This is a genomic window from Shewanella sp. SM55 (assembly GCF_025654025.1).
Classification (GTDB): domain Bacteria; phylum Pseudomonadota; class Gammaproteobacteria; order Enterobacterales; family Shewanellaceae; genus Shewanella; species Shewanella oncorhynchi.
In genome coordinates, this window is sequence record NZ_JAKKRS010000014.1 from 23435 (window position 1) to 49412 (window position 25978).

19 protein-coding genes are annotated in these 25978 nt (G+C 45.7%); 6 read left to right on the forward strand and 13 right to left on the reverse strand.

Annotated features, from left to right (window positions below):
- Positions 1-192 precede the first annotated feature (192 nt).
- From L5L91_RS16480 to L5L91_RS16500, 5 genes are all read right to left on the reverse strand, one after another.
- A complete protein-coding gene (locus L5L91_RS16480; RefSeq protein ID WP_263237150.1) occupies positions 193-1509 on the reverse strand; it encodes a hypothetical protein in 1317 nt (438 codons plus the stop codon).
- Between the two features lie 654 nt (positions 1510-2163).
- The gene (locus tag L5L91_RS16485; protein ID WP_105251308.1) at positions 2164-2742 is read right to left on the reverse strand and encodes a porin family protein; all 579 of its coding nucleotides are present in this window, start codon (positions 2740-2742) and stop codon (positions 2164-2166) included.
- A gap of 616 nt (positions 2743-3358) precedes the next feature.
- A complete protein-coding gene (locus L5L91_RS16490; RefSeq protein WP_105251307.1) occupies positions 3359-4210 on the reverse strand; it encodes a class I SAM-dependent DNA methyltransferase in 852 nt (283 codons plus the stop codon).
- A 140-nt stretch (positions 4211-4350) separates the two neighbouring features.
- A complete protein-coding gene (locus L5L91_RS16495) occupies positions 4351-5127 on the reverse strand; it encodes an EAL domain-containing protein (protein ID WP_263186505.1) in 777 nt (258 codons plus the stop codon).
- A gap of 207 nt (positions 5128-5334) precedes the next feature.
- Positions 5335-6048, reverse strand: a complete 714-nt coding sequence (locus L5L91_RS16500; RefSeq protein ID WP_006083233.1) for an oxidative stress defense protein — start codon at positions 6046-6048, stop codon at positions 5335-5337.
- A 418-nt stretch (positions 6049-6466) separates the two neighbouring features.
- On the opposite strand from L5L91_RS16500, the gene rimO reads away from it, so the two are divergent.
- Positions 6467-7885: a 30S ribosomal protein S12 methylthiotransferase RimO gene (gene rimO / locus L5L91_RS16505; protein ID WP_263142136.1), complete on the forward strand. Its 1419-nt coding sequence runs from the start codon at positions 6467-6469 to the stop codon at positions 7883-7885.
- Positions 7886-8097: 212 nt separating this feature from the next.
- Here rimO and fumC read toward each other — a convergent pair whose 3' ends face one another.
- Positions 8098-9501 (reverse strand): class II fumarate hydratase, encoded by a 1404-nt coding sequence (gene fumC / locus L5L91_RS16510; RefSeq protein WP_263237152.1) that lies wholly within the window; start codon positions 9499-9501, stop codon positions 8098-8100.
- Positions 9502-9709: 208 nt separating this feature from the next.
- A complete protein-coding gene (locus L5L91_RS16515) occupies positions 9710-9934 on the reverse strand; it encodes a ribosome alternative rescue factor ArfA (protein ID WP_263237153.1) in 225 nt (74 codons plus the stop codon).
- Between the two features lie 266 nt (positions 9935-10200).
- Here L5L91_RS16515 and L5L91_RS16520 point away from each other — a divergent pair, with 266 nt between their 5' ends.
- Positions 10201-11049, forward strand: a complete 849-nt coding sequence (locus L5L91_RS16520; RefSeq protein WP_317630180.1) for a substrate-binding periplasmic protein — start codon at positions 10201-10203, stop codon at positions 11047-11049.
- A 282-nt stretch (positions 11050-11331) separates the two neighbouring features.
- Entirely contained in the window at positions 11332-13458 is a 2127-nt protein-coding gene (locus L5L91_RS16525; RefSeq protein ID WP_263142141.1) for a TonB-dependent receptor, read from the forward strand.
- Between the two features lie 236 nt (positions 13459-13694).
- On the opposite strand, the gene pmbA is transcribed toward L5L91_RS16525, so the two are convergent.
- Positions 13695-15038 (reverse strand): metalloprotease PmbA, encoded by a 1344-nt coding sequence (gene pmbA / locus L5L91_RS16530; protein ID WP_263237154.1) that lies wholly within the window; start codon positions 15036-15038, stop codon positions 13695-13697.
- Positions 15039-15475: 437 nt separating this feature from the next.
- On the opposite strand from pmbA, the gene yjgA reads away from it, so the two are divergent.
- Together yjgA and L5L91_RS16540 are read left to right on the forward strand one after the other, a co-directional pair.
- A complete protein-coding gene (yjgA, locus tag L5L91_RS16535) occupies positions 15476-16012 on the forward strand; it encodes a ribosome biogenesis factor YjgA (protein ID WP_263237156.1) in 537 nt (178 codons plus the stop codon).
- A gap of 29 nt (positions 16013-16041) precedes the next feature.
- On the forward strand, positions 16042-18552 hold the full coding sequence (locus tag L5L91_RS16540) for an Ig-like domain-containing protein (protein ID WP_263237158.1): 2511 nt from the start codon (positions 16042-16044) through the stop codon (positions 18550-18552).
- Positions 18553-18698: 146 nt separating this feature from the next.
- Here L5L91_RS16540 and L5L91_RS16545 read toward each other — a convergent pair whose 3' ends face one another.
- Positions 18699-20024 (reverse strand): APC family permease, encoded by a 1326-nt coding sequence (locus L5L91_RS16545; RefSeq protein WP_263237160.1) that lies wholly within the window; start codon positions 20022-20024, stop codon positions 18699-18701.
- 624 nt (positions 20025-20648) lie between these two features.
- Here L5L91_RS16545 and L5L91_RS16550 point away from each other — a divergent pair.
- Positions 20649-21050 carry a hypothetical protein gene (locus L5L91_RS16550; RefSeq protein ID WP_107402714.1) on the forward strand — a complete coding sequence of 134 codons (402 nt, stop codon included), beginning with the start codon at positions 20649-20651 and terminating at the stop codon, positions 21048-21050.
- 85 nt (positions 21051-21135) lie between these two features.
- Here the strand turns inward: L5L91_RS16550 and L5L91_RS16555 are convergent, their stop codons facing one another.
- The 4 genes from L5L91_RS16555 to L5L91_RS16570 form a co-directional block, all read right to left on the reverse strand.
- Positions 21136-22329: an ABC transporter permease gene (locus L5L91_RS16555; protein ID WP_263237161.1), complete on the reverse strand. Its 1194-nt coding sequence runs from the start codon at positions 22327-22329 to the stop codon at positions 21136-21138.
- Between the two features lies 1 nt (position 22330).
- Positions 22331-23548 (reverse strand): ABC transporter permease, encoded by a 1218-nt coding sequence (locus L5L91_RS16560; protein WP_263186532.1) that lies wholly within the window; start codon positions 23546-23548, stop codon positions 22331-22333.
- Positions 23549-23628: 80 nt separating this feature from the next.
- Positions 23629-24603, reverse strand: coding sequence for an HlyD family secretion protein (locus L5L91_RS16565; RefSeq protein WP_168825663.1), 975 nt, complete (start codon positions 24601-24603; stop codon positions 23629-23631).
- Complete coding sequence (locus tag L5L91_RS16570) at positions 24593-25975, reverse strand: TolC family protein (RefSeq protein WP_263237163.1); 1383 nt, start codon at positions 25973-25975, stop codon at positions 24593-24595. Before L5L91_RS16570 ends, L5L91_RS16565 begins: the two co-directional genes overlap by 11 nt.
- Positions 25976-25978: the final 3 nt, after the last annotated feature.

The following is a 25978-nucleotide window of genomic DNA, read 5'->3' on the forward strand; positions in this document are numbered from 1 at the left end:
TCAGACGCTCGTCCCTGATTCGACTGACGCTATCTCGGCATCCATGCCTCGCTCACGCAACGAACGCAAATGCCCTGCGGCAACTCCGAGGGGATGGTGAACTCCTGTCGTTTTAGTGTTGTCTGTGATTTACTAAAAAAGATATACATGTTCCATCGTTGGCCAGAGAACCTCTATACTACTACCTTGATATTAATCTATCTCATCAAAGCCATAGTCGTGGGGACAACCACTAATCTCGGTAATTTCATACTCTGCCAGCCCAAACTCTCCAACTATTAGCTTACATAATACTGTCACTTCTACATCCAAATCTTGCCCTCGAATGTCAGTTTCTCTACGATGTTCACCACTAGCAGTGCCCCTAAGTTTAACCACTAAACCGTTACCTGGTTCCCAGTCGTAATCACTCAACTCAAGGTAGATTTCATCAAAAATTGTATCTGTTTCTGCCATTGCTCCCGAAAGCCCGTCAGATGAAAGGATATCGTAGCTATTTTCACTAACTCGCTCGCTTACTGTTTGAGCTATATCTTCAGCAGACGAGAGCATTAGTTGGCTATTGAAGAGCTCCATGACACCTACGACGTGATCAAATAGGGAACTAGAGAAATCTTCCTCGTTCTTATTTTCATCGACAGCAATGGCATCCAACGCTTTGGCTAAAAAGTTAGCATCATGGAATAAATATTTGACCTTCTGCAGTCCATCTTGACTAAAGTTACTTTCATTCATCATCTCTCTGGCATCTTCATATCCAAATAGAGCTGCGATCGAAGCTGAAAGGCCATCAAGACTTATTAAGAGCTCGTCCTCTTTAAGACTTTGATTTAGCATATCCATCAATTGATAAACAACTGGAAAGCGGGTAGATGCCAGAGTTGCCTTATGTATGGCAGCTTGAGAATTAAACCGCAGCTTTTCAACTTCCTCTTTACGTTGTTTACTTTCAAGTTCTACCCGCTCTTTCTCCATATTAGCTAATTTACTTTCAGCATCTAAACGAGCGGCTTTAGCTTTTTGGTCTATATACTCTTTAATCATGTTGCGGCGTTCAGCCTTTTCAAGCTTCTCCTGAATTTCTATTTCAACCTCTTGCTCAAGGAATTTCTTTTCTGGATTAGCTCTAAGATTTTCTTTATTTAGTTCTCTTTGCTTTTGAGCTCGCAAGATATCTAGTCCCACAGCGTGTGAATGCTGAGACAAAGTGGCTTTATCCTGCTTTTTCTTCACCCATAGTGATATCCAAGGAAGTAAGAACAAATAAAATAAGGTAATTAAAAGGGGAATACCTATGAGATCAGCATCAGAGAGTACTTTTGAATACACCATGCTTTCCGACATTGTTTTAATTCTTTCATCAATTTTTTGGCTTCCAAAAAATAGCTTAGCCAGCTTATCCCAGTTGCAGATACACCATGCCACTATAAATGCACCAATGACAGGGTCTTTGCTACGTGTTTTGGTGTTTCCTTTAATTGAAGCCCATATATCATCCAGCACTTGCATAAGAATTCATCCTTAAATAACCCTCTCTTGTTGGTATGAGAGTGTTGGTTATGACTGTATTCAACCACTCTTTACTTGATAAAACTCGGGGGAATAATGGAACATGCAAGCTAATATACTATATCGGAGATACTTTAAGTTATTAATATTTAAAAATATATGACATACACACCACTCTTAGGATTACAGTCAACACCTCAGCAACAGAAGTCCACCATCCCCTGCGAAGTTGCTGAAGGGCGTTGAAGAAAATAGCGTGACGCAGACAGGACGTCTGCGTAGCTTTCGGGGGGAAGGGGCGAATGAAAATCGGTGATTTTCGCGCTTATGAGCGAGAGGCAGGGACTGCCGAACTGGGGCTTTACATGGATGTAAAGCGGATCAATCGGAAGCGTTAGCGATTTTCGAATAAGCACGAAGCCACTAACTAATGCATGTAACTTCGCTAGGGACGCCGGGGGATTTCCAAAAGGGGAATAGGCGATTTTTCCCTCTTGGTCGGGTGTGGGGGTGAAGCCCTACGACGTTGATTTTGACTTTGATTTAAAAAATAAAAACTCGGAGGGGCTTATTAGTAATATAAAAAAGGTGTGACACTGAGCGTGTCACACCTAAATAATTAATATTTAAATTATAAATATCAACAACGAATAATTAGAAGCGATATTCAACACCGATACTGGCTTGATTAAAGTCTGTATCTGTTTTTCCGCCATTGGCGACGCTATCGACATTAATATCTGCATCATACCAAGTGTACTCAGCATTAATTAAAAATCGATCTGTGACTTTAAATGCCACACCAGCGCCGGCGAATACACCTTCACCATCGTCATTGCCAGAAAAACCGACGACGTCATAATCTGTCGAATACCATAACTGACCACCTTTAGCATATAGCTCAACTCGGTCTGCAATGGGAAGCATGACTTTCAGGGCTGCCGTATAACCATCGGTTTCGGCATTGGCTAAACCATTACCATAATCACCAAAGTTAATGTAACTACCTTCAAGAGCAAGGTATTTATTAAACTTATAACCAACAAGGCCCTGCATTACATCACTATTATCATCAAAATCATCATCGCCATCGACTTTTAAATAACCGTAGTTAGCGCCGACATAGATTCCGTTTTCTGCGGCATCACTGTTGCTCATGTTATCTGCATGAGAATATGCACTAAAAGAGGCTAAAGAAATAATGGCAGCTAAAGTAAGAATGGGATTTTTCATAAAGTACTCCTAGTTAATTATTTAAATACACTAAGGACATTACAAAAATAATGCCAACCTCGCAAAACCACACTTAGATCAATACACAATGAAAATAATAATCATACTTATCAACACCATAGATTTATTTTAATATTTTAAATTCGAGTTAACTATTTTTATAAAACACATGAAACTTTTTTCATACTTACACTAAAGCCGTGCTAATTTTGTCTTAATGTATTTATTGCCTGTGAAATTGTAACTATTTCATAGGTAACAAAATAAACATACAAAATTATTACATTTAATTAATTCTATTATCATTTATATTGTGCGACTTACTTATTAAAACAAGTTTATTAAAGCAAGCTTTAACGGGAGTACTGTGCGGCAGCGTTATGAACAAGAGTCATGGATGACGAACTGATTATTAAGCATTGACGTTATTTGGCAAGGAATATCCAAAAGGGGAATTGGTACTTTCCCCTTTTGGTCGACTCTTGATGGAAAATTAAGAGTGAAGCCTACAACTTTAATTTGGCTTTAAATAAAAACAGACTGACAGAGAAGCGAGATTTAACAAGTCACACTGACATTATGAGCAGACCTTCTGTTATCAAACTTCAACAGAAGGTCAAATCTTCACACAAACAAACAGCGCATTACCTGATGCTAAATCCCACGGGACAATTCTTTCATAATCGTGTTCGAAAACATGCACTTCAAAATAGGGCGCTAACAATTCCTGCAGCTCAGTGAAGCTGGTAGCGACCATAGCATGTTGATCTTGCCATTGCTCAATACTGTGGACTTCTTGTAAGCCCACTTCTTGCAAACCTGCGGCGTGTAACCCAGCTTCCAGCGAGCCTAAGCCTTTCATATCAGAGACAGGTAAAGGCGAGACCTCAGCAAACGGCTGACTGCTTTTGGCAATACTCAACTTTAATGACTGTTTCTCACCTTGCCCACTGTAATGCCAGCCGGATTCGAAGGCGAAATGGCTACCATCAAACTCAGCAAAATGCTTAACTGAACTTGTGTTATCGATTCTGTGCTTATCGACAGTATTAAAACAAAACAGCCCACCATCATTAAGTGCGCTATGCACACTGGCAATACAGCTTTTAAGGCGTTCGATGCAAGCACTGTAATGGATGGAATATAAAAAACAGGTAATCAAATCGACGCGCTCTTCTAAATAAAAAGCCGTCATGTCTTGGAGGTTAAACTGAGCTTCAGGACAACGACGCATGGCCATGTCTAGCATAGGCTGATTAATATCAAGGCCACTGCACTGATAACCAAGGTCGATAAAATGCCGCACATGTGGACCAGTGCCACAGGCTAAATCAAGATGTTGCTTACCATTATTGCCGAGGAACTGATGCAGACGATGGATACTCGCGCTCTGTTGCTGGTAGTTGATATCGGAACACATTAAATCGTAATAACCGGATAAATCGGTATAGAGCGCGTTGGAAGACATAGTAGCGAATAGGTAACAAGGGCAATTTTAGGTGGCGCATGATAGATCAGTTAGCCGATATCAGAAACAAAGAATTATCCATCGAGTCTCTGCACGTGTTATCACTCTAATCGTGCAACGATATCAATCCACCTAACCATTTACTTTAGGGCGTGAAAGCTCAGCTCTTCATAGGAACTTAAATATTCGAGTTGTGGTTTGGCAAAATAATAACCCTGAAAATACTCAATCCCTATTCCAGCGAGATAATTAAGTTCGGCTTCAGTCTCAATGCCTTCGGCCAAAACTCTTGTATTCAGCTCTAAACAAATACGCAGTATTTCATCCACGGCTAACTGCTTTTCTCTATCGAGATCGATATCACGGATCAAGGTCATATCAAGTTTTAATACTTGAGGGCGCAGGGCTTCGAGCCAGCTTAAATCAGCAAAACCACTGCCAAAATCATCGATTGCCGTGATAAAACCACGCTTAGCATAGCTCTCGAAGATACGGACTAATTTTGCCCGATCAACAATTTGCTCGCCCTCAGTCACTTCGAACATGATGTTGTGAATATCAAACCCATACATGTCGGCGGCTTCAATCGTCGCGCGGATACAGGTCTCAGGATTATATACGGCATTAGGTAAAAAGTTGATACTGAGCATCTTATCGAGTCCCAGCTTTGAAGCGGTTTCTATCGATTTAACACGGCAAGCCTGATCAAAATAGTATTTATTATTTTCATTAATTCGCTCAAACACCCACGCAGCCCCTTCACCATCAGGGCCTCTGACCAGAGCTTCATAACCGCTAATCTCACGACTAGGCCAATGGATAATAGGTTGAAATGCCATTCGAATTTCAAATCCTAATGACTTACCACTTAAGCAATCCATGCAAGTTTGTTGCTTTATTCGAGCGGGAAAATCCATAAACGGCCTCCTAAACATTAACCTTACTAGTGTGAGGATAAATACTTAAATTTGCCAGTTTTTACTGTTCATCATCCTAATAAAATCCATCACATATAGAGTGAAGAATGCTATTTCCAAAAATATAAAACGATTGTAAACGGCATAGAAAATAAAATGGATGAATTCCAATAGGAGCTTCATCCATCCCATATGCCTCTGACTGATTTACTTCAGTTTATAAATCACTTCAACTCTATCTTCTATGCTCACTTGACCATATTGATAACTCTCGGCGGCGCCCATGGCATCGGCTTTAGCGCTCATACGCAACATGACAGGTTGCACAGGGCGTTGATCGTAATAACGGATCTGCCAAATCTTACCGAGATTTTCACCAAAGCCTTTAGCCAAAGATTCGGCTTTTTGTTTGGCATCCACAATCGCGGCTTGACGTGCTTTGGCGACGTATTCAGCTTCTTTGCTCGACTTAAGGGCGATGTTATTGACCCGATTCATGCCCTCTTCTAAGGCAGAATCTAAAATAGCATTCAAGCGGCTTAAGTCTGTTACCGTCACGGTAATTTGGCGACTGGCAGTATAACCCGTCAGCTCTGGCGCTTTATCCTGCACATAGACGTATTGCGGTTGAAGATTTAAATTCGCGCTCTGGATCTGATCTTTAGTCACACCCGCTGCGGTGAGACGGGCGATAAACTTAGCCACGGCGGCATCGGAATTATCTTTGGCGGCTTTAGCGGTTTTTTCGGTCACGGCCACTTCCACATTCACATCCGCCATATCGGGCTCGACTTGGATTTGACTCACACCCATGGTTTCAATATGCGGGAAATCGACCTCAGCGGCGAGTACCGCTGGCGCCATAAACGCGCTAGAAAAAAGACCACCCGCCACCAATACCGCTAAAAGAGAATTTTTCATAACTTACTCCAAAAATAATGTGCTTATACCTAAACCACTTCAAATAGAACGCATATTCAAAACGAGACGGCTAAAACGACTGTGTCGCTTATTTAGCGCTTAGGCTATCAGTAAAAAGTGCCAATACTTGTGCCAATATGTAACAGCATCAAGAAATTGTCTCTTGTCCCTATAAACGCGGCCAATTTTAAAAAGGGTTAATTTTTCTGAAAAATGTTTAGCGCTTTTTATCCAGATGAGTTAGACCTTGGATCTTTGGCCTATCTTCCTATATCCACACCAAAAATAGGCCTTAGGGTTAACTGGCATATTCAGCGCCCCAGTTGTACACTTTTCAGCCAAAGCTACTGTACCTTTTAATCACTTCAGGTATAATCCGCCAACTTTTTTAAGGCGGCTTATACCTCAGCGAGAAACCATGACAGTTGAAACTTTTAAACCCAAGCAAACGACCACGCTTGATATCCCAGTAAAAACATTAGAAGCAGCAAGCACTAATACTGTTACCACTGGGAATCGCATCGGTTTCGTGTCTTTGGGCTGCCCAAAAAACCTCGTGGATTCAGAGCGTATTCTGACTCAGTTACGCATCGACGGCTACGAAGTCACTAACAGCTACGACAATGCCGACTTAGTTATCGTCAATACCTGCGGCTTTATCGATGCTGCGGTGGAAGAGTCTCTGGATGCTGTGCGTGAAGCCTTAGAAGAAAACGGCAAAGTGATCGTCACTGGCTGCCTTGGCGCTAAAGAAAACCAAATCCGCGAAGTGCACCCAGATGTGTTAGAAATCACTGGCCCACACAGCTACGAAGCCGTGTTGAAGCATGTTCACAAGTACGTGCCTAAGCCAGAGCACAACCCTTTCACCTCGTTAATCCCACAAACTGGGGTTAAGTTAACGCCTAAGCATTACGCTTATTTAAAGATTTCAGAAGGTTGCGACAACCGTTGTACTTTCTGCATTATTCCTTCGCTACGTGGCGATCTCGACAGCCGCCCAGCGGGCAGCATCTTAGATGAAGCTAAGCGTTTAGTGGAATCAGGCGTGCAAGAAATTTTAGTTGTGAGCCAAGACACCTCGGCCTACGGCAAAGACAAAGGCGGTCGTACCGATTTTTGGAACGGTATGCCAGTCAAACAAGACATTACTAGCCTAGCGCGCCAACTGGGTAAAATGGGCGCTTGGGTGCGTCTGCATTATATCTATCCATACCCATGGGTTGACGATTTAATCCCGCTAATGGCGGAAGGTTTAATCCTGCCGTATTTGGATATTCCAATGCAGCATGCTAGCCCGCGCATCCTCAAGATGATGAAGCGTCCAGGCCGTGTTGACCGTCAGTTAGAAGCGATTCAACGCTGGCGTGAAATCTGCCCAGATCTGGTGATCCGCTCAACCTTCATCGTCGGCTTCCCAGGTGAAACCGAAGAGGATTTCCAAATCCTGCTCGATTTCTTGAAAGAAGCTCGTCTCGACCGCGTAGGTTGCTTTAAGTATTCTGAAGTCGATGGCGCTGTCGCCAACACTATCGCCGAGCTTATCAGCGAAGAAGTGAAAGAAGACAGATACCACAGATTTATGGAACTCCAAGCCGAGATCAGCGCCGAGCGTTTGGCCCGTTTCGTTGGCCGTACTTTAGATATTCTGATTGACGATGTCGACGAAGAAGGCGCCATTGGCCGCAGCTTCGCCGATGCACCAGAAATCGACGGCATGGTGTTTATCAATGGTGAAACTGAGCTGGAACCCGGTATGTTAGTTCGTGCCCGCATCACCCATTCAGATGAACACGATCTGTGGGCAGAAGTGGTAGATGCTGACACCCAAGACTAAGCTGTTCTGATACAGAACAGCTTATGACTCAAAAAGCGAACCTCTGGTTCGCTTTTTGTTTTTTATCATTTCGTAAGCATTAACACTGCGAATGCTTCAGCATCTTTACTCCACTGTTTCTTCACACTGTCTTGGCCCACGATATTGATTCATTGCCAGCCTCAATTTCGCTGATTTATCAGCAGCTAGGATGAGACGTTTTGAATTAAGCATTAAGCATCGGGTCCCAACATCTTATTGGCATCGACCCAAAGCTCGAATTCTTCTGCCGTGACAAACTCAAGTTCTAATGCCGCTTGGCGCAGAGTCTTATGCTCGCTATGGGCTTTTTTGGCTATCTTAGCGGCCTTTTCATAACCGATATGTTGATTCAGCGCTGTCACTAACATGAGTGAGTTCTCCACATGCAGCGCGATTTGTGGCTCATTCGCCACTATGCCGACTACGCAATGGTCATTAAACGACTGGCAAGCATCCCCCAATAAGCGCCCCGATTGCAGCACATTGGCGATAATCATAGGCTTAAATACATTGAGCTCAAACTGACCATTGCTGCCGCCAATCCCAACGGCGACATCATTACCCATGATTTGCGCGCACACCATAGTCATAGCCTCGACCTGAGTCGGGTTCACTTTTCCCGGCATAATCGACGAACCCGGTTCATTTTCAGGCAGTAATAACTCACCAATACCACAGCGCGGGCCAGAACCTAACATCCTAATATCATTTGCGATCTTCATTAAACTGACCGCCGCCACTTTATAGGCCGCCGACAGGGCGACTAATTCATCGTGGGCAGCAAGGGCTGCAAACTTATTCGACGCCGTCACAAAGGGCAAACCCGTGAGTTTTGCGATATTGTCCGCCACCTTAACGGCGTAATCCTTGTGTGTATTCAGCCCAGTGCCCACGGCGGTCGCACCTAAGGCTAACTCGGCCACCCGCTTGAGACTATGCTCAATGCCTTCGATGGCATAACTTAACTGCGCGGCGTAACCCGAAAACTCTTGGCCTAACGTTAACGGTGTTGCATCCATAAAATGCGTGCGACCGATTTTAACGATTTGCGCAAACTCCTCGACCTTCTTCTGTAAACTCTGCTGCAATAACCTCATGCAGGGCAAAACGAGCTCAACCGCTTGGCGATAAGCGGCAATGTGCATGGCGGTGGGAAAGGTATCGTTGGAGGATTGCGAGCGGTTAACATCGTCATTGGGGTGCAAGCATTTAACCGCATCGATAAGTTGCCCACCTGAGAGCACATGGCCGCGATAGGCAATCACCTCATTGACGTTCATATTGGTTTGCGTGCCCGAACCCGTTTGCCAAATCACTAAAGGAAATTGCGCATCGAGTTCGCCTGCAATCAGCTCATCGCACACTTGGGCAATCAGTTGAGCTTTAGCTTGAGTCAAAGTGCCAAGTTGTTGATTGGTAATGGCGGCGGCTTTCTTTAAATAGCCAAAAGCGTGGATCACTTCGACAGGCATAGATGCCTCAGCACCAATACGAAAGTGCTGCAGCGAACGCTCGGTTTGTGCGCCCCAATAACAATCGGCGGGGACTTTCACCTCACCCATAGTGTCGTGTTCAACTCGATATTGCTGTGCCATGTGCATCTCCTTCGCTAAAACCCTCTAAGCCTTCACCATACTCGCTCAGGGCGAAAGTACAATTAACCTCCAACAAGGAGTATCAATAATAAGGCTGATTTAAGCGTAAAGATTGGCGTAAAGGCAGGTGGAGGAGCATGAATTGGCAGGATTAACGAGGCACTAACACAGCAGACTAAAGCAGCGAACTAAAACAGTAAAAAGCAGATTAACAAAAGCGCAGACCTAGAAAGTCAAAAGGGGCATCGCCCTTGTGCTGATGCCCCTTTCGGTTTTGTGCTTTACGGTCATATGACCCTTTGCCCTTTTTCGCTTTCTCGGTGCGGGTCCTAAACAAGGGACTCGTCACTAACGCTTTGAGTGCGTTGTCGGTAATGGTGCCTCGACCACTTTCGTGTTCTAAGGGCATATTTTGCGGTTTTTGCTTAATCATTTTCTGCCTCACTGCTTAATGAAAGTTAAGCCCATATCCTAACAGCGCAAACTATAACGCAATCAAATCAGATGTACAGAGTTTGTGCACTCCAACATAAAAAATGACTTTGACTAGTAGGAAAGTATGATAGATTATTCAAACAAAAATAATATATTAGCTTAATAATCAATAAGATTTTATTAATAGGTTTAGTGAGTGGATTTTGCCATAACCTTTATTGGCACTCTGGTTACACTTTGTAATCGACAGATAAGGAGATCAATTTGACATCCGTGTTAGTCGCTCAATCTTGGCTCGGTGCACTGTTTTTACTGATAATGCTTCAAACCCCGCTTGCCAACGCTTTTTCCAGTTCAGATTCCTGCGTGATGACCATGGGGTATCGCACCAGCGAACGCTTACCCTTTATCGGCGACGAGTCCAATAACACGGGATTTTATCACGAACTCTACCAAGCGGCGGCGGACAAGATTGGCTGCAAACTCAATGTGGTGCGCGCACCTAAATTACGTATTCTGCGGGATCTCAAACTCGGCAATATCGATTTTTATCCCGGCCTTAATTTCACCGAAGAGCGGGCTCAATACGCGCATTTTATCCCCAATGGACTTTCACAACGTGCGATTGGCATTAGCCGTGCTGGCGCCGCCGATATTCGCTCCATTGAACAGTTATCCCATAATGAGATGACCCTCTTAATCGCCCCCGGCAGTTACGACTTTGGCGGCTTACCCGACAAAATTAAGGTACGCAAACCGCCTGAGCTAACCGTCCCTAAAGCCTTGGATTATTTACTTTCAAACCAAGGTGACTTTTTTATTTATGATCAAACCACTTTGCATTATTACCTCAAAAATCGTGACCAAAGCCAGTTTAAACTCCACTATCACTACAGCGAATTACCGCAGGAAATGTACCTCGGTTTCTCGAAAAAAAGCCGCCACTACCGCGGTAGACACAACCCCAACTATCGCGCCGATATCCCCATCAGCCCAGATAACAGTCCCACAGTGTTAACACCAGATTCTAAAGTCTTTGAATTTGCCAAAGCACTCGCCGCCATGGATTCCCAAGGTGAAACTCAGCGCTTGTATAGTAAGTATTTTGGCTAGCTTAAATCCCAGAAATTAAAATGCCTCATTTGGGTTAGCTTAAATCACAAAAGTACCGCTAACGCAGAGTTCTATTGGACCTTTTATCAATTGAGGCACCAATAAAGATCTAAGCGAATCATGCCTAACTGATTAAAAAGTGGAAAACTTGTCTTCTGCTCAAGCCATATTCTGATGTTTTAACTCGCTTTGTTACCCTCTGCGACAATATGCCGCACCTGCCACACTGAGATGCTCTTTATAATGCAGCGCAATTAATCCAAGTGAATGGAAGACAATAAGATGGCTGCAAATTCTGCGTATTTATCTCACCCGTTTAAAACTTCAGTAATTTCCTCATCCCTCGCAATCGCCATGGGCTTATCGCTAGCGCCACAGGCCATGGCTGACGACAGCGAATTAGCCAATATTGAACGCTTAGAGGTACATGGCCAACAGACCGAAAACCGTAACGCCTTAGGCTCGGCTGAAAATCTACTGAAAGGGCAAGGAGTCGATTTCTCCGAAGCGGGCGGCGTATCGGCCCTACCTATCCTCAATGGCATGATGGGCGATCGCATCAAAGTGCTGGTTGATGGTGCGGACATTACTGCTTCCTGCGCCAACCAAATGAATCCACCGCTGTCCTATATCTCCGCCAATCAAATCACCACAGCCGAAGTCATTGCGGGTGTATCGCCAGTCAGCGCGGGTGGCGACAATATTGCGGGTGTGATCAAGGTTAGCAGCCTTAACCCTAAATTTGGTGAAAGCGAGGCCATCAAATGGAATAGTGGCGATATTTCAACGGGATACCGCAGTGTGAGTGACACTTTATTACTCGGCACCAATGCCACTGTCGCAAGCAAAAATGTCAGTCTTAGCTATCAAGGCGCCTATGAAGATGCCAACAGCTATAAAGATGGCAATGGCGATAAAGTCATCGATACCCTGTACCGCGCACAAAACCATGCACTGACCGCCGCATGGCGCGATGAGACTCAAGAAGTTGCCATCAAATTGACCCACCAAAATATTCCATTCCAAGGTTTTGCTAACCAATACATGGATATGACGGATAACAAGAGTTACGGTGCCCTCGCCCGTTATCAACTCAAACTCGACGATGACGGTGAATTCAGTGCCCAAGTAAACTGGCACGGCGTGAAACACGAGATGGGCTTTTTCACCCCAGAAAAAACCGGCAAGATGCCAATGAACACTGAAGGTGATGACTACAGCTATCAACTACACTGGCGCTTGCCAATGGGTGATGACAGCACCTTACTGGTCGGCCAAGAATACTATAGCTACCAGCTCGACGATGTTTGGCCTGCGGTGCCTGGCACTATGATGGCACCCAATGACTACATCAACATCAACGATGGCCAGCGAAAACGCGCCGCCGTTTATGGCGAATGGCAGCAAGATTTAAGTCAAAGCTGGTGGTTATCGGCGGGTGTTCGCTTTGAGTATGTCACCACCAATACCGGTGAAGTCCAAGCCTATAGCAACATGCCTATGATGGGCATGCCCAATGTCGACGCAGAAGCGGCAAAAGCCTTTAATGCAATGGACAGAAAACGTGATGATAATCTGATCGATGCCACCTTACTGGCGCGCTATCAATTATCGACCAATCAACAACTTGAGTTTGGTTTAGCCCGCAAGAATCGTGCACCGAATCTATACGAACGTTACAGCTGGGGCCGCGGCACTATGGCGACCACTATGATAGGTTGGTATGGTGATGGTAATGGTTATGTGGGTAATCCGGATCTTAAACCAGAAACAGCCCATACCCTGAGCGCAGCCTACAAATATAACGATGATAGCTGGCAAGTTTCGACCACAGCTTGGTACACAGCTGTAACTGACTATGTCGATGCAGAAGTCATTGGTAGCTTCAATCGCACCAGTTCGCCTGATGGTAAACGCAATATTCTCCAATTCACTAACTTAGATGCCAATCTCTATGGCGCACGTTTTAATGCGCTCTATCAGTTTGCCGAAACCAGCACAGGTAAATGGCAAGTGTTAGGCAAAGTGAATGTAACCCGTGGCGAGCGAGATGAAGGTGATGAACCTTTATATCAAATCAAGCCGTTGCAAACAGAGCTGGCACTGCAACATCAGTTAGGTCAGTGGGAAAACAGTCTTTCATGGCAATGGGTTGCGACCAAAGATCGCGTGGATGACCGCCGCCTTGAAAATGAAACCGACAGCTACTCCTTGCTCAATTTGAACAGCAGTATGAAGTGGCAGGATCTGACTGTTACCTTCGCCGTGAATAATCTGTTCGACAGCTACTATGAGCTGCCACTGGGCGGCGTGAGTGTGGCTGAATTTAAGGCCGATAATACCAATGGCTTTAACCAGATTGCCGGTGCAGGTCGCTCGTTTGAACTCAGCGCAAGCTACGCATTTTAATGACCGATTTTAAAGGCACTGTTTTTAACAACATAGTTCTTAACGGCACGGCTTTTTAGGTCGAGCAGCCCTAATCGACGCGTTAAACAAAAAGGGCAAGCAGATTAAGTGTTTAATCGCTTGCCCTTTTTATGCTCAAACCACATTCATGCTACTAACACTAAAGTACTAGCACTAAAGCACTGAGACGACTTAAGCGCACTATAGCAGCACGGCAGAACGAGTGAGACTATGGATTAGTTACCCGCAATCTTCATTTCAGATAACAAGATACCGCCGGTACGAATCGATGAGCGCAAATCAAAATCCTTACTCACGGCTTGCACGCCACGGAACATCTCTTTTAAGTTACCCGCGATAGTGATCTCTTCCACTGGATATTGGATCTCACCGTTTTCAACATAGAAACCCGCCGCACCACGGGAATAATCGCCCGTTACCATGTTCACGCCTTGGCCCATGACTTCGGTCACAACCAAACCTGTGCCCATGTCTTTCACCAATTCGTCGAAGGTTTGGCCTGTGTGGCCGAGCGTCCAGTTATAAATACCGCCCGCATGGCCCGTGTTGGTTAAGCCTAACTTGCGCGCCGAGTAGCTGGTCAGCAAATAGGTTTCTAACATGCCGCGGTCAATAATGCGTCTGTCTTGGGTCGCCACGCCTTCACTGTCGTAGTTCGCGCTTGCCAATGCGCCCAGTAAATGCGGCTGCTCTTCGATATTAAACCAATCGGGGAAGATTTGGGTGTTGATCGAATCCAATAAGAAACTGGATTTACGGTATAAACTGCCACCGCTGATAGCACCGATAAAGTGGCCGATTAACCCTGTGGCGATATCTGGCGCTAATAAAATGGGTAAACGCGTCGTCGCGATCTTGCGCGCACCAAGGCGACTTACTGTCTTCTCTGCGGTCTTTAAACCTACCGTTTCAGGTGCAAGCATCTCGCTGAATTTACGGGCGATAGTGTAATCGTAATCCCGTTGCATATTGCCTTCACTATCTTCACCGATCACGCTGCAACTTAAGCTATAACGCGAGCTGCAATAACCGTTTAAGAAACCGTGGCTGTTACCATACACTTTAACCGCAGTGTGAGCATTGGCACTGGCGCCGTCGGAATTATTGATACGTGGATCGGCATCGAGCGCTGCAGTTTCGGCGCGGATCGCTAGTTGTGCTAACTCATCGGGGGAAATATCTTGTGGATAATACAGTTGAAGATCGCGGATCTGATTTGCCATCAAGGCTTTATCGGCAAGACCACTGAATGGATCCGGAGAAGTATAACGGGCGATATCGTCGGCCGCTTTCACCGCTAAGGCAATGGCCTCTGGACTTAAATCCGACGTCGATGAACTGCCCTTGCAACCATCGCGGTAAACCGTAATTCCTAAGGCACCATCTTTATTAAATTCAACGGTTTCAACTTCTTTTAAACGGGTAGAAACCGACAAACCTTGTTGTTTACTGATCGCCACTTCGGCAGCGTTCGTTCCTAATTTGTTGGCATATTCCAGCGCCACGGCCACCGCATCTTTCAGCGCGCCCAATTCACTATCGATTCTGTTCAAAGACACAAAGCTACTCTTTCGTTGTCGGCAATTGCCGTAGCATAACAAACACAAATCCCATTCACATTAATTATTCACCGCCGACTTAGGCTTGAGAGCGTATCCTATACCCAAACAACCTGAAGATGCAGGATTCAGCGGGAGTTTAACGCACTTTAGGCAAGGCGGTTATTTGCAGACCTAGCGGGCTAAGTTAAAAATAACCAACACAGCATAAAGTGCGTTAAAACACGCCGGGACGGAGCGCCTAGGGCACTCCACTTCCGTGTTGCATCAATTCAAAAGGTGGCCGACATTCTGTCATTGCTGCGCCTTGAATTGAAGCACCCTAGGCGCTCTGAAACTCGTATATTCAGGTAGCTTGGGTATAAACACATTCACCTAGGCGATTTTTGGCTGGAGATGTTATTATTAGCCAGTAAATTACTTGAGGTTTTATCTATATGAAGATTGTTGGTGATTCAGAACATTTTAAACAGCCCTACGACATAGATGAAGATTATGTCAGCAGCAAAACAACGGACAAGCGTGATAGCGAAGCCGTGCAAAAAGTCGGTATGGAGCTTGTTTCACTGAGCAAGACTCAGCTAGATAAAATCGAGCTGGATGAGTTTTTGTACGACGCTATCCTGCAAACACGCAAAATCAAGGTCAATACTGAGGCGTACCGTCGCCATATGCAGTATATCGGCAAATTGATGCGCAATTTTGATATTGAACCGATCAAAGCTGCTCTCGCTGTTGTGTTAAACAAAAACAACAACGAAACCGCTAAACTGCAGATGTTTGAGAAAATGCGTGAGCGTTTGTTAACCCAAGGTGACGATGAAATTCAAACCTTAGTCGAGCACTATCCGCAATTAGACAGACAAAAACTGCGTACTTTGGTGCGTCAAGCGACTAAAGAGCTGGCTAAAAGTCCAGAATCAAAATCATCCAAAGAGCTGTTTAAATATCTACGCAGCGAAATCCAAGACTAATTAACTTCAGCCTCACAAGGATGTTGCTTATGCGACTCAGCAAAATGTTAGCGGTATTTTCTTGGGTGTTACTGGGCGCATTAGCGCTCAGTGGTTGTAATGGCGCCGCCGATGAAGATAATGGCGGCACAGATGCCACTGACGGTATCTATAAACTGTCTATCGACTTTAAGACCTTATCGGGTTCTGAATGCGGCAGTGTTACTTCACTCCAAAGTTTTCCTAAAGACACAGGCTTTTGCGCAGTCGCGAAGTTAAAGAAAGGCTCAGCTACAGTGAGCAATCAGAAAGTCGACTTTACGACAGACCTTGGTGTATTAACACCTCGTAGCAAACTAACAGACAATAACGGTGAAGCCATTATTATCGTTAGTAATCCTGATTTACTTGTCAATGCAGGGATAATTACTGCAACGACAACCCCAAATGATTCCACAACGGCGCTAACAGCTACCCGCAATTTTGAGTTTTTAAGTGCTAGCGATGGTACCTCTCCTGCCGCTCCTAAACTCAGCGCCAGTATTTTAAGCAGCTCAGCCTTAGTCACTCGCTTTAAAGTCGATGAGTCGGTGCAATTACAAGCCATATTGCTCGATAGCGAAAGCAAAGGTATCGAAGGCGCAAAAGTCACCTTTACTGCAGGTTCAGCGGCGCTCAATCCAGCCAGTGCGCTGACCAACACTCAAGGTATTGCGCAAGTACCCTATACGCCTAGTGACAGTGAATTAGGGGCAAACTCCCTCACAGTCACAGTGGACTATCAAGGTCAATCGCTGCAAACCAGCAGTTTGTATGAAGTGTTGAGTAAAGATGCGGTCAATCAAGAAGGCACGCTAAAACTCGGCTCATTCAATGGCACTGTCTTTACCGAAGGCAAATTGGCGAGCACCTTAACCGCCGATACCAATGGCGCGTATAAGATCAGCGCAGGCGGTAGTTTTGGTGTAAGTGCAAGTTTAGTATTAGAGGCCAATGACGGCACGGTTACGCGAGTGCAAACCCCCTCTTCCATCAGCTTTAGCTCAGATTGCACCACAAACAATAACGCCACACTCGATACCCCAGTTACGACTTTATCGGGTAATGCAAGCTCGACCTTCCAAGACACAAGTTGCAGTGGCAACAGTGGACGTAGCGACCAAATCATCGCCACGACAGTGGCGGGGAATCAAACGCTCACGGCGAATTTCCTATTCACACTGCAACGCCAAACGCTTGCCAGCTTAAGTTTTGAGTCGGCAGAGCCTGCACAAATTCGCATCAAAGGTGCGGGCGGCACAGGTTCAAGCGAATCCTCTTTAGTCAGCTTCAAAGTCACCAGCGCCAATGGCCAACCCGCAGCGCAACAGAATGTCAGCTTTACCTTAGATACGGTTGTCGGTGGTTTAAGTTTTGCCAATGGCACTGCGAATGCGCAAAGCCTGACTAACTCCCAAGGTATCGCCAGTGTGCGCGTATTATCCGGTACAGTACCCACGCCTGTGCGCGTGGTCGCCACTGCTGTTGATACTGATACTAAAGAAGTCATCACTAGCCAATCTGAACAGTTAACCGTGAATACTGGTCTACCTCAACAACTTGGATTTAGTCTATCAACGACAGTATTCAATCCAGAAGCGGGTGACTTTAATGGTGAAACCGCAACGATCACCATTCGAGCCTCCGATAGTTTTGGCAATCCAGCACCCGATGATACTGCTGTCAACTTCACGACAGAAGGTGGCCAGATCCCAACATCATGTTTAACTAAAAATGGGACATGTAGCGTTGTTTGGACTTCACAAACGGCACGAGTACCCGATCACCGCATCACTATTCTCGCTTATGCCTTAGGTCACGAAACCTTCTTCGATACCAATGGCAATAACATCTTTGATGATGCCGATATCAGTAAAGACATCAATGGCACGCCTGTGACTGACTTGGCTTGTTTAACGAATTCAGGCGTTGCAAAAAAATGCACAGGCAATGGTATGGACATCGAGGCCTATCTTCCTAGTGGTTTTAGTGATCTAGGTGATGCGTTTAGGGATGACAATGAAGATGGCATTAGGAATTCAGCCGAACCATTTTGGAATACTCAAGCAAAAGAATATAGTTTTGCCGATGGTAAATTTAACGGTCCACAATGCGAAAGCGCACTCTGCGGCAAAGGCCAAGCCAATAAAACCTATATCCGCAAAGCCTTAGTAATGAGCATGTCAGGCTCACAGGCTTATATCAGTGTGATGCAAGACGGTGTGTTATTGCCGAGTGTGAATGGCATCAAACCTGTGGCCGTTGGTGCTAGTTCTGAGTTTGTAGTATTTGTCCACGACAGTGCGAATCAAATCATGCCAGCTCAGACAAGTATCGAATTGTGCGTGGATTGTGCTGGAACGCCTAAAACCTTCGAGGTTCCCAATACTGTGTATGCGAAAGGCAGTCTAGGTTCACCACTGAAATTTACGGCATCGGCCAACACCAGCGTATCGGTGAAAGTCACGACCCCTAAAAATGTGGTCACTGATAACTTAGGTTTCACAGTGCCATCGCTTTAAAACGTGATTAAGCAAACTAAAAAGACCCGCGAATGCGGGTCTTTTTATTGGAGGATTTTATTAGAGGATGACAACCCACGGCCCTTAGATCTACTACACATCTTTAGTTATAGCTGTGCATCTATGAGCCATGACACTCACTAATTTTATAGCTCTACTGCACGGCGTAAACGGAAACTCCGTAAAGCCAAATACATCGCTCCCACTGCCGCCCAAATGAGCCCCAGCTCTAATGATTGTGGCTCTAAGTTCACCCAAAGCACACCAATAGTGCCGGCGCCACACAGGGGCAATACTAAGTATTGTAAGTGGTCTCTAAAAGATTTATTACGTCGATCCCTTAGGTAAAACTGCACAATCACGGATAAATTCACGAAGGTGAACGCCACTAAAGCACCAAAATTCACTAAGGCTAGCGCCATTTCTAAATCAAATGAGACGGCAGATAGCGCAAGCGCCCCCACCAACAAGACATTAAATGCAGGGGTTCGCCATCTAGGATGGATATAAGCAAACCCTTTACGTGGCAACATATTATCCCGCCCCATCACATATAAAATCCGTGCAACCCCAGCATGGGCAGCCATACCGGATGCCAATACGGCAACAGTGGTCGCGACTAATACGATGGACTGGAATAGATTACCACCCACATAGAGTGCAATTTCAGGCAATACCGCATCAAGCTGTTGAAAGCGGGAAATATCGGGGAAATAGAGCTGCAAAAAATAAGACACGCCAACAAAAATCACGCCACCGAGCAAAGCCGTCAACACAATCGCGCGAGGGATAACACGTTGAGCATCTTTAGTTTCTTCAGTCAGTGAACTTAACCCGTCAAAGCCGAGGAAGGAGAAACACAGAATCGTCGCCCCTGTGAATAATGGCGCCATCGCCATATTATCGGCATAAAATGGTCGCACACTCGCGACGACACCTTCGCCTTCACCGAGGGAAATGCTATAGCCCATTAGACCAATGAACACCACAATAATGGCGATCTGTGCAAACACTATCACCCCATTAAAGTTCGCGACGAGATCAATCCCCTTGAGATTAAGCAAGGTCATTATGGTCACAAGAGCGAAAATAAAGATCCAAGGTTCGACGCTGGGAAACATGGCGGTTAAATAGATTTTTGCGAGCAACATATTGATCATTGGCATAAAAATATAGTCCAGCAGCGATGACCAACCCACCATAAAACCAACATTCGGGCTAAAGGTTTTTTGAGCATAAGTGTAAGCTGAACCCGCATAGGGATATTTACGTACCAAATGACCGTAACTAAACGCGGTAAATAAAATCCCCGCCAATGCGAATAGATAAGACGTAGCCACATGGCCAGAGGTGATCTCGGAAACAATACCAAAGGTGTCAAAAACGGCCATAGGCGTGAGATAGGCAAGCCCCATCACCACCACTTGCCATAAGTTGAGGGTCTGCTTCAAACCCGGATTTTGTTGGCTCATCAGCACCCCCCCATTGTACAGGGTTGAACACCTAAGCACGCATCTGCAATTAGTTTTTGCTTGCGGCTAACCGTCTGCACTCTAGGTTTAATGGCTAACGCAACAACTTGATTTACAACAACTACCGACAATCCGGTACACAACAGCCCCATTGGTCTTTCCTCAGTAAAATAGGTTCAACTGAACCTCATATCATTTCCGGATGTTTACCGGCCTCAATTGTTTTAAAACACATACGTCATAAATAAAAAATAACCGAGATACTGAGTATCTCGGCTATTTTTTCGGCGCGCATTCTCCCCCAAAACCAATAAGAAGACAACCCAATAAGGGCCGTTTGATGGCTATCTGCACGATGAGAGTTAAATTAACGGAATAGAATAGACAAGGATAAAGATGGCTTAAAGCAGTTTGAACACTAAGACACGCTACTAGAATATGATAGTAAGGCTGATGACATGCCGAAGGACAAGCTCAAAACTGAATAATTTTTTCACTTGTTTTAAATTTGTTATTGGAAATAAAGCAGATATAGATATAATCTTCCGGCAAAAATTAAACAGGGGCAGTTTAATTTGCGAAGCAACCGCTTCATTTGTTTTATCGCATCAAAAGGAAGATGAAATGCGTAAAATTACTTTAGTCTCTCTGACCATTGGCAGCTGTTTTCTCGCCGCCTGCGCCGCAAAACCACCTATTATCGCTCAAGAAAAAACCGTTGAAATCGAGGGTGTTAACTTAGTTTTTGGTGGCAGTTTTGATACAGAACGCAAAAACATTTCACTCTCTGTGAATGGCGATTCTGTTATGAAAGGCACTTTCCCGCCTTATACTCCGACTCAAAATTTGAGCGGTAAATACAAGGATTTCAAGATTTCTAGCCAATGCTATTTCGGTTCAGTACTCAGCAGCCAAGGTGGCGCATTTGGCGCGATTGCCGGCGTCATTCAAGCGACTAAGTCGAGCTCAGGCGATAAGTGCGATATGCTCGTCGACGGTAAAATTGTTGAAAGTCTCTACTTCTAAAGATTAATTGCAGAAGTACCTAAACTGCCCCTGTAGAGTACAAAACCTGTAAACACTCGCGAGATACTCTGTCCCGCGAGTCCCATCAAAGCTGATTAGCTTCATCCAACAATCTTGCTCTTCGCTTAATCCCCAACATCGCTAGGCCGAAAAAGACCGCAAATAAGCCCCATAGTTGCAGCCATTTGGGCATCACACTCGCCCAACTTGCGCCCATTTGATTGAGTTCTAACATGCCCATAATCGCGGGTACGGCAGGAATAAACTGTGAGCCGAGTACTAAAGGTTCTGGGATCAGTGCTATCGGCCACACAAAACCTGACACGAATAGAATAGGCATAGAGATCAGCAGTAGCACTTGGGTGGGTAAATCGCGGCGGGTGAACAAGGTACTCATGGCAACACCTGCAGCGGCGGTAGCCAGTAAAAACGGCAATAACCACAGCGCAACTAAGCCAAGGCTCGCTTGAATACTCACGTTATACCAGTGATAACAATAGCCCACATAAAAGCTGGTAAAGAAGATATAAATCAACATGAAAGCAAGAATACGACCACAGACTAATTGCACCGGTGACACCTGCTGCCAATACCCTTTATGCCGCCATTGCCCTGCCCCTAAAATGCCAGTACCAATGAGTAAGGTTTGGTGCAAAATCAGCAAGAACAATCCAGGTACCACATAGGGCGTATAACCTAGGCTCTGGTTAAAGGCAGGAACACTATTAAGATGAAGCGAGTTTAAACTCTCTTGGGCCTGCTTAGGATTTTGTCCTTGAGCAAGCATGCCAATCAATTGCACTTGTTTACCCGCATCCATTCCAGCGCTAACTAAGCCTTCAACAACCGCGGAATAAATCAAAAAGTAACTAGCATCACCGCCATAGCTTAGCGTCACACCTTTACCGAGCAATAAATCGCGGCGGAATCCTTCTGGGATCACGAGTAAGCCGTGGGCCTTACGCGTCTCAATAAAACGCTTCGCCTCGGTAATCGAACCAACTTGGCCTATGACTTGAATTTTTGCGCTGGCATCGGCATGACGGATCAATTGACGGCTTAGGGAAGAATGATCTAAGTCCACCACGATCAGTTGTTGCTCGGTCGGCACTTGATTCAAATAGGGCAAAGGATACAAAACCGAATAAAACAGTACACCGCCAAATAAGGTCACAGCGATCGCTTTATCGCTAATAATGGCCTTAAACTCAGTGAGGATCAGTAGCCACAGACTGAGCTGACGTGGTGTGTTTGCGTGTTCGCTCTTGGATAAATTCATCCTATTGCCCCTTCGCAGATATAGCTGCGTCCGAGTCATAAACCGTCACTGAAGCATTGGTGTTAACTGTGGTAGGCAGTAATTTACGCGACAGAAAATATATCAAAGGTATCAAACAGATAAAGCCCCAATAGCTGGTGATTTGGCTCGCCACACTTGGCCAAGTAGCGCCATAACTCACGATACTAACATGGGACTCAATATAATGGCTCGATGGCATGATAAGTCGCCACCACTGGGCTAATTGCGGCATTTCGTGAGTCGGAAAAGTAATGCCCATAAAGGCAAACGCTGGCGCAAATAAAGCGGTACAAAAGCTGATGACCCGCGCACTGTCACGCATCACTACAAATATTAATAACACTAAGCTCCAGACTGCCAATAACATGACTAATTGCGCGAGCAATAATAGGGCTAAACTCCCCGCCATCGGCAGAGCAAGATACAAATACAGCCAAGCTAAAATAAAGCCGCCCTGCAGCATCAATATCGGCGTAAACAGCACCATTTTCGCCCACACTTTAGGCCAAAAATGTTCAGTTAAGATATTCGACATGCCATCGGCCTGAGTGGTAGGCGCTAAATGCAGCTCTCGATTTAAACTGTTTGCCATCACTAACATAGATAACAACTGCCACAGCGCAATCAGCACTGGCGGTACTAAGAAACCTATGTAATTGTTATTTCGGTTAAACAGGGCTGTTGTTTGGCTTTTGACTGGGCTTAAATTCACTGCGACTTGGGATTTCGGTGTACCATTTGCGAGCTGCTTTAAACCCGCCACTTGCTGTAATCCGTCGCCTAAACTCAGCTGAATTTGGCTTGAGAGTAACTTACCCACCAGCAAAAATTGACTGTTGTAGCGCACATCAATTGTAGGCTTATGACCTGTAAGTAAATCCTTTTTCATATCATAGGGAAAAACCACAATAGCGTAGACTTTCGCCTGTTGCATCGCGCTTATCGCCGAGGATAAGTCGGTAAAACTTTGCGGATCGGTAACCGGGTTTGCCTTAAGCTGACGGGTCAACATGCGGCTCAATTGACTATGATCTTGGTCGACAATCGCCACGGGCAGTTGCCTTGGCAGACCTGCACTGAATAACCACCATAAGCATAAAATCCCCAGTAGTGGAATATAACTTATCAGCGCTAACTGCCAAGGGTCATGCCATAGGGCACGCAGCTCACGGCGAACTAACGCTGTGAGCAACGCCATAAAGCTTATGCTCGATGGCTGTAATTCGTCCTTAATCTTGTCCGCCGCGTTGGCGTGAGGCGTACGTTCAGTCACGACTTTTACTCACTGCGCAGCAGCACAGACATGCCGACACGCAGATCGGTAATCGGCTGGTTTGGACGCAATTCCACTTCAAAGGTTCGCATATCAAAATCATGGCCACTTTCAGTCGAACGCCAAGTGGCAAACTCACCCATCACACTGATATGGGACACAGTAAAATCCACATCCTGCCCGAGTGCCGGAATCGTTAATTGAATTTTTTGACCTTTTTTGAAACGTTTAAGTTGGTCTTCTCGCACTTGGAACACGGCCCAAGCATCCTGCATATCAATCAAACTGACAATCGGAAAACCACTGGGTGCCAATTCACCCGCCTGTAACAGCACGTCGCTGATCTCACCCGATTTAGGTGCGCGCATTTGGCTATCTTCCATAATGGCGCTAACTTCTTTCACTGCACCTTCAGCCTTACGGGCATTACCTGCCGCAGCCACTTTGGTTTCCGTCCGCGCGCCTTCTTCTGCCATTTGATACATGGCTAAGGCAGCTTGTTCTGTGTATTTTGCCGCTTGCCATTGGGTAAAGGCTTCATCGCGTTTTTGTCTTGCCGCCACACCTTCGTTAAATAAATTTTCGACTCGGGTATAAGTGGTTTTAGCGAGTGTTGCTGCCGCCTGCGCCTTGAGCCATTGCTCCTTGGCTGCCATCACTTCTTGGCTGCGAGCACCGTTGTTGGCTTCAAGCTGCATCGCCTTAGCGGCATCACGACCACCTTCGGCCTGCATTAACTTTGCATCTAGCTCAGGACTGCGGATCGCGAATAATAAATCCCCTTGGGCCACACTATCACCGCGGCGCACGAGCACTTGTTCGACTCTGCCTGGCACCTTGGACGAAACATTGTACTCACGGGCTTCAATCTGGCCCTGCAACAAACTCGGCTGCGGGCTATAAGCGAGCTTGAGTCCATAGGCTAAGATAAGGCCTAATGCGACCAACGCCACAAGGGCAAGTATTCTGTTAGCGCGCATTGTTTGTCTCCTGCTCTTGAGTGCGGCCTATGGTACGACCGATAAATTCATCTAGTTGACCACTAATGGCCATTAATCTGGCATAGGCTTGCACGTAACGATAACGGGCAGCCAATTGCTGAGTTTTCACTGCGCTCAGTTTCAGCTCCGCATCGACTCTGTCGATAGAGGTTGAAAGCCCTTGATTAAAGGCGATGTCACGCAGGCGCAGGTTTTCAATAGCAAGTTCGAGCGAAGTATCGAGCGCCGTCACTTCTTCCTCGGCCTGTAATAATTGGCGATAGCTTTGATCCACCAGCAGGCTCAAGTCTTGTTTAGTTTGTGCCTTGGTATAACGAGCTTGTAAGAGTGCACTTTTCGCCGCTTCAACCTTACCACTACGACCATCTCGGCTGATCAGTGGCACATTGACCCCAACCCCAACCATCCAGTCAGGTGTGATGCTCGTCAAGAGTGTGTCTTCTTCATACAAGGTGTAGTTACCGAAGAGGAAAACCGTTGGATGGTATTTACCTTTTTCCAACGCTATTAAACCGTTCGCTTGCGTTTCTTTCGCTTCGAGTAATTTGAGCGCCGGATGTTGGCTCAGGGTAATTTGGCTGAGTTGAGCGAATGAAGGAGCCTGTGGCAGTACAAATAAGGGAGAATTTGTGCTCACCTGACTTTGCTGTAGCATACGAGCCAGCGCGATCACTGCCATTTCGTGTTGCCGACGAGCACTGCCTAAATTGACTTTAGCATTGTCTAGGGCGACCTGGGCATTGAGGCGCTCAACCTTCGCAATTTGCCCTTCGCGCTCTAGTGCTAAAGCATGATCAACATGCTTAGCTAACGAGCCAACCAGATCGGTCTGAGTATTCACCAATGCCAACGTCACATCGACAGCGTAATATCTATCCACCAGCAGGGTAAATAAATCACGAGTAGCCAATTGTAATTCTTGTTGCTTCTCGGCCACCATAGCCGCGTGTATACCTTGAGCCGCAGTGATCTGTCCGCCCGTATAAATCGGCCACATTGCCTGTAAGCTGGCGCTAAAAATATCTTGTTCACTTAAGGGCAGCGGCGGAATACCCGCAATAATGCCCCCAAGCGATGGCGGGATAGAAATCACAGAATTTAATTCTTTCAGATCAAACTCAATCGGTTTATCCAAATGAATATAGTTACCGCGAATGTCTAATGAGGGCAAATTTAAGCTCTCGCCCGCCTCTTGTTCACCCTTAGCGCGGTTAACTTCCTGCGATTGCGCTTGCAACTTGTCGCTCACCTTCAGCACTTGCTGCCAAGCATCAGTAAAGCTAATCGGCTGGGCATAGCCAGCCAAAGGCAATGATAATAGGCACAGCCATACCACACGTGATAGTTTCATTAA

Coding starts and splice junctions, on each gene's coding strand:
- fumC (WP_263237152.1), bottom strand. CDS start 9,501: ATGGCACAGCAATATCGAGTTGAACACGACACTATGGGTGAGGTGAAA.
- L5L91_RS16570 (WP_263237163.1), bottom strand. CDS start 25,975: ATGAAACTATCACGTGTGGTATGGCTGTGCCTATTATCATTGCCTTTG.
- L5L91_RS16545 (WP_263237160.1), bottom strand. CDS start 20,024: ATGAGCCAACAAAATCCGGGTTTGAAGCAGACCCTCAACTTATGGCAA.
- yjgA (WP_263237156.1), top strand. CDS start 15,476: ATGAAGATTGTTGGTGATTCAGAACATTTTAAACAGCCCTACGACATA.
- L5L91_RS16490 (WP_105251307.1), bottom strand. CDS start 4,210: ATGTCTTCCAACGCGCTCTATACCGATTTATCCGGTTATTACGATTTA.
- L5L91_RS16560 (WP_263186532.1), bottom strand. CDS start 23,548: ATGGCGTTGCTCACAGCGTTAGTTCGCCGTGAGCTGCGTGCCCTATGG.
- L5L91_RS16480 (WP_263237150.1), bottom strand. CDS start 1,509: ATGCAAGTGCTGGATGATATATGGGCTTCAATTAAAGGAAACACCAAA.
- L5L91_RS16495 (WP_263186505.1), bottom strand. CDS start 5,127: ATGGATTTTCCCGCTCGAATAAAGCAACAAACTTGCATGGATTGCTTA.
- L5L91_RS16485 (WP_105251308.1), bottom strand. CDS start 2,742: ATGAAAAATCCCATTCTTACTTTAGCTGCCATTATTTCTTTAGCCTCT.
- L5L91_RS16500 (WP_006083233.1), bottom strand. CDS start 6,048: ATGAAAAATTCTCTTTTAGCGGTATTGGTGGCGGGTGGTCTTTTTTCT.
- L5L91_RS16550 (WP_107402714.1), top strand. CDS start 20,649: ATGCGTAAAATTACTTTAGTCTCTCTGACCATTGGCAGCTGTTTTCTC.
- L5L91_RS16565 (WP_168825663.1), bottom strand. CDS start 24,603: ATGCGCGCTAACAGAATACTTGCCCTTGTGGCGTTGGTCGCATTAGGC.
- L5L91_RS16515 (WP_263237153.1), bottom strand. CDS start 9,934: ATGATTAAGCAAAAACCGCAAAATATGCCCTTAGAACACGAAAGTGGT.
- L5L91_RS16555 (WP_263237161.1), bottom strand. CDS start 22,329: ATGAATTTATCCAAGAGCGAACACGCAAACACACCACGTCAGCTCAGT.
- rimO (WP_263142136.1), top strand. CDS start 6,467: ATGACAGTTGAAACTTTTAAACCCAAGCAAACGACCACGCTTGATATC.
- L5L91_RS16525 (WP_263142141.1), top strand. CDS start 11,332: ATGGCTGCAAATTCTGCGTATTTATCTCACCCGTTTAAAACTTCAGTA.
- L5L91_RS16540 (WP_263237158.1), top strand. CDS start 16,042: ATGCGACTCAGCAAAATGTTAGCGGTATTTTCTTGGGTGTTACTGGGC.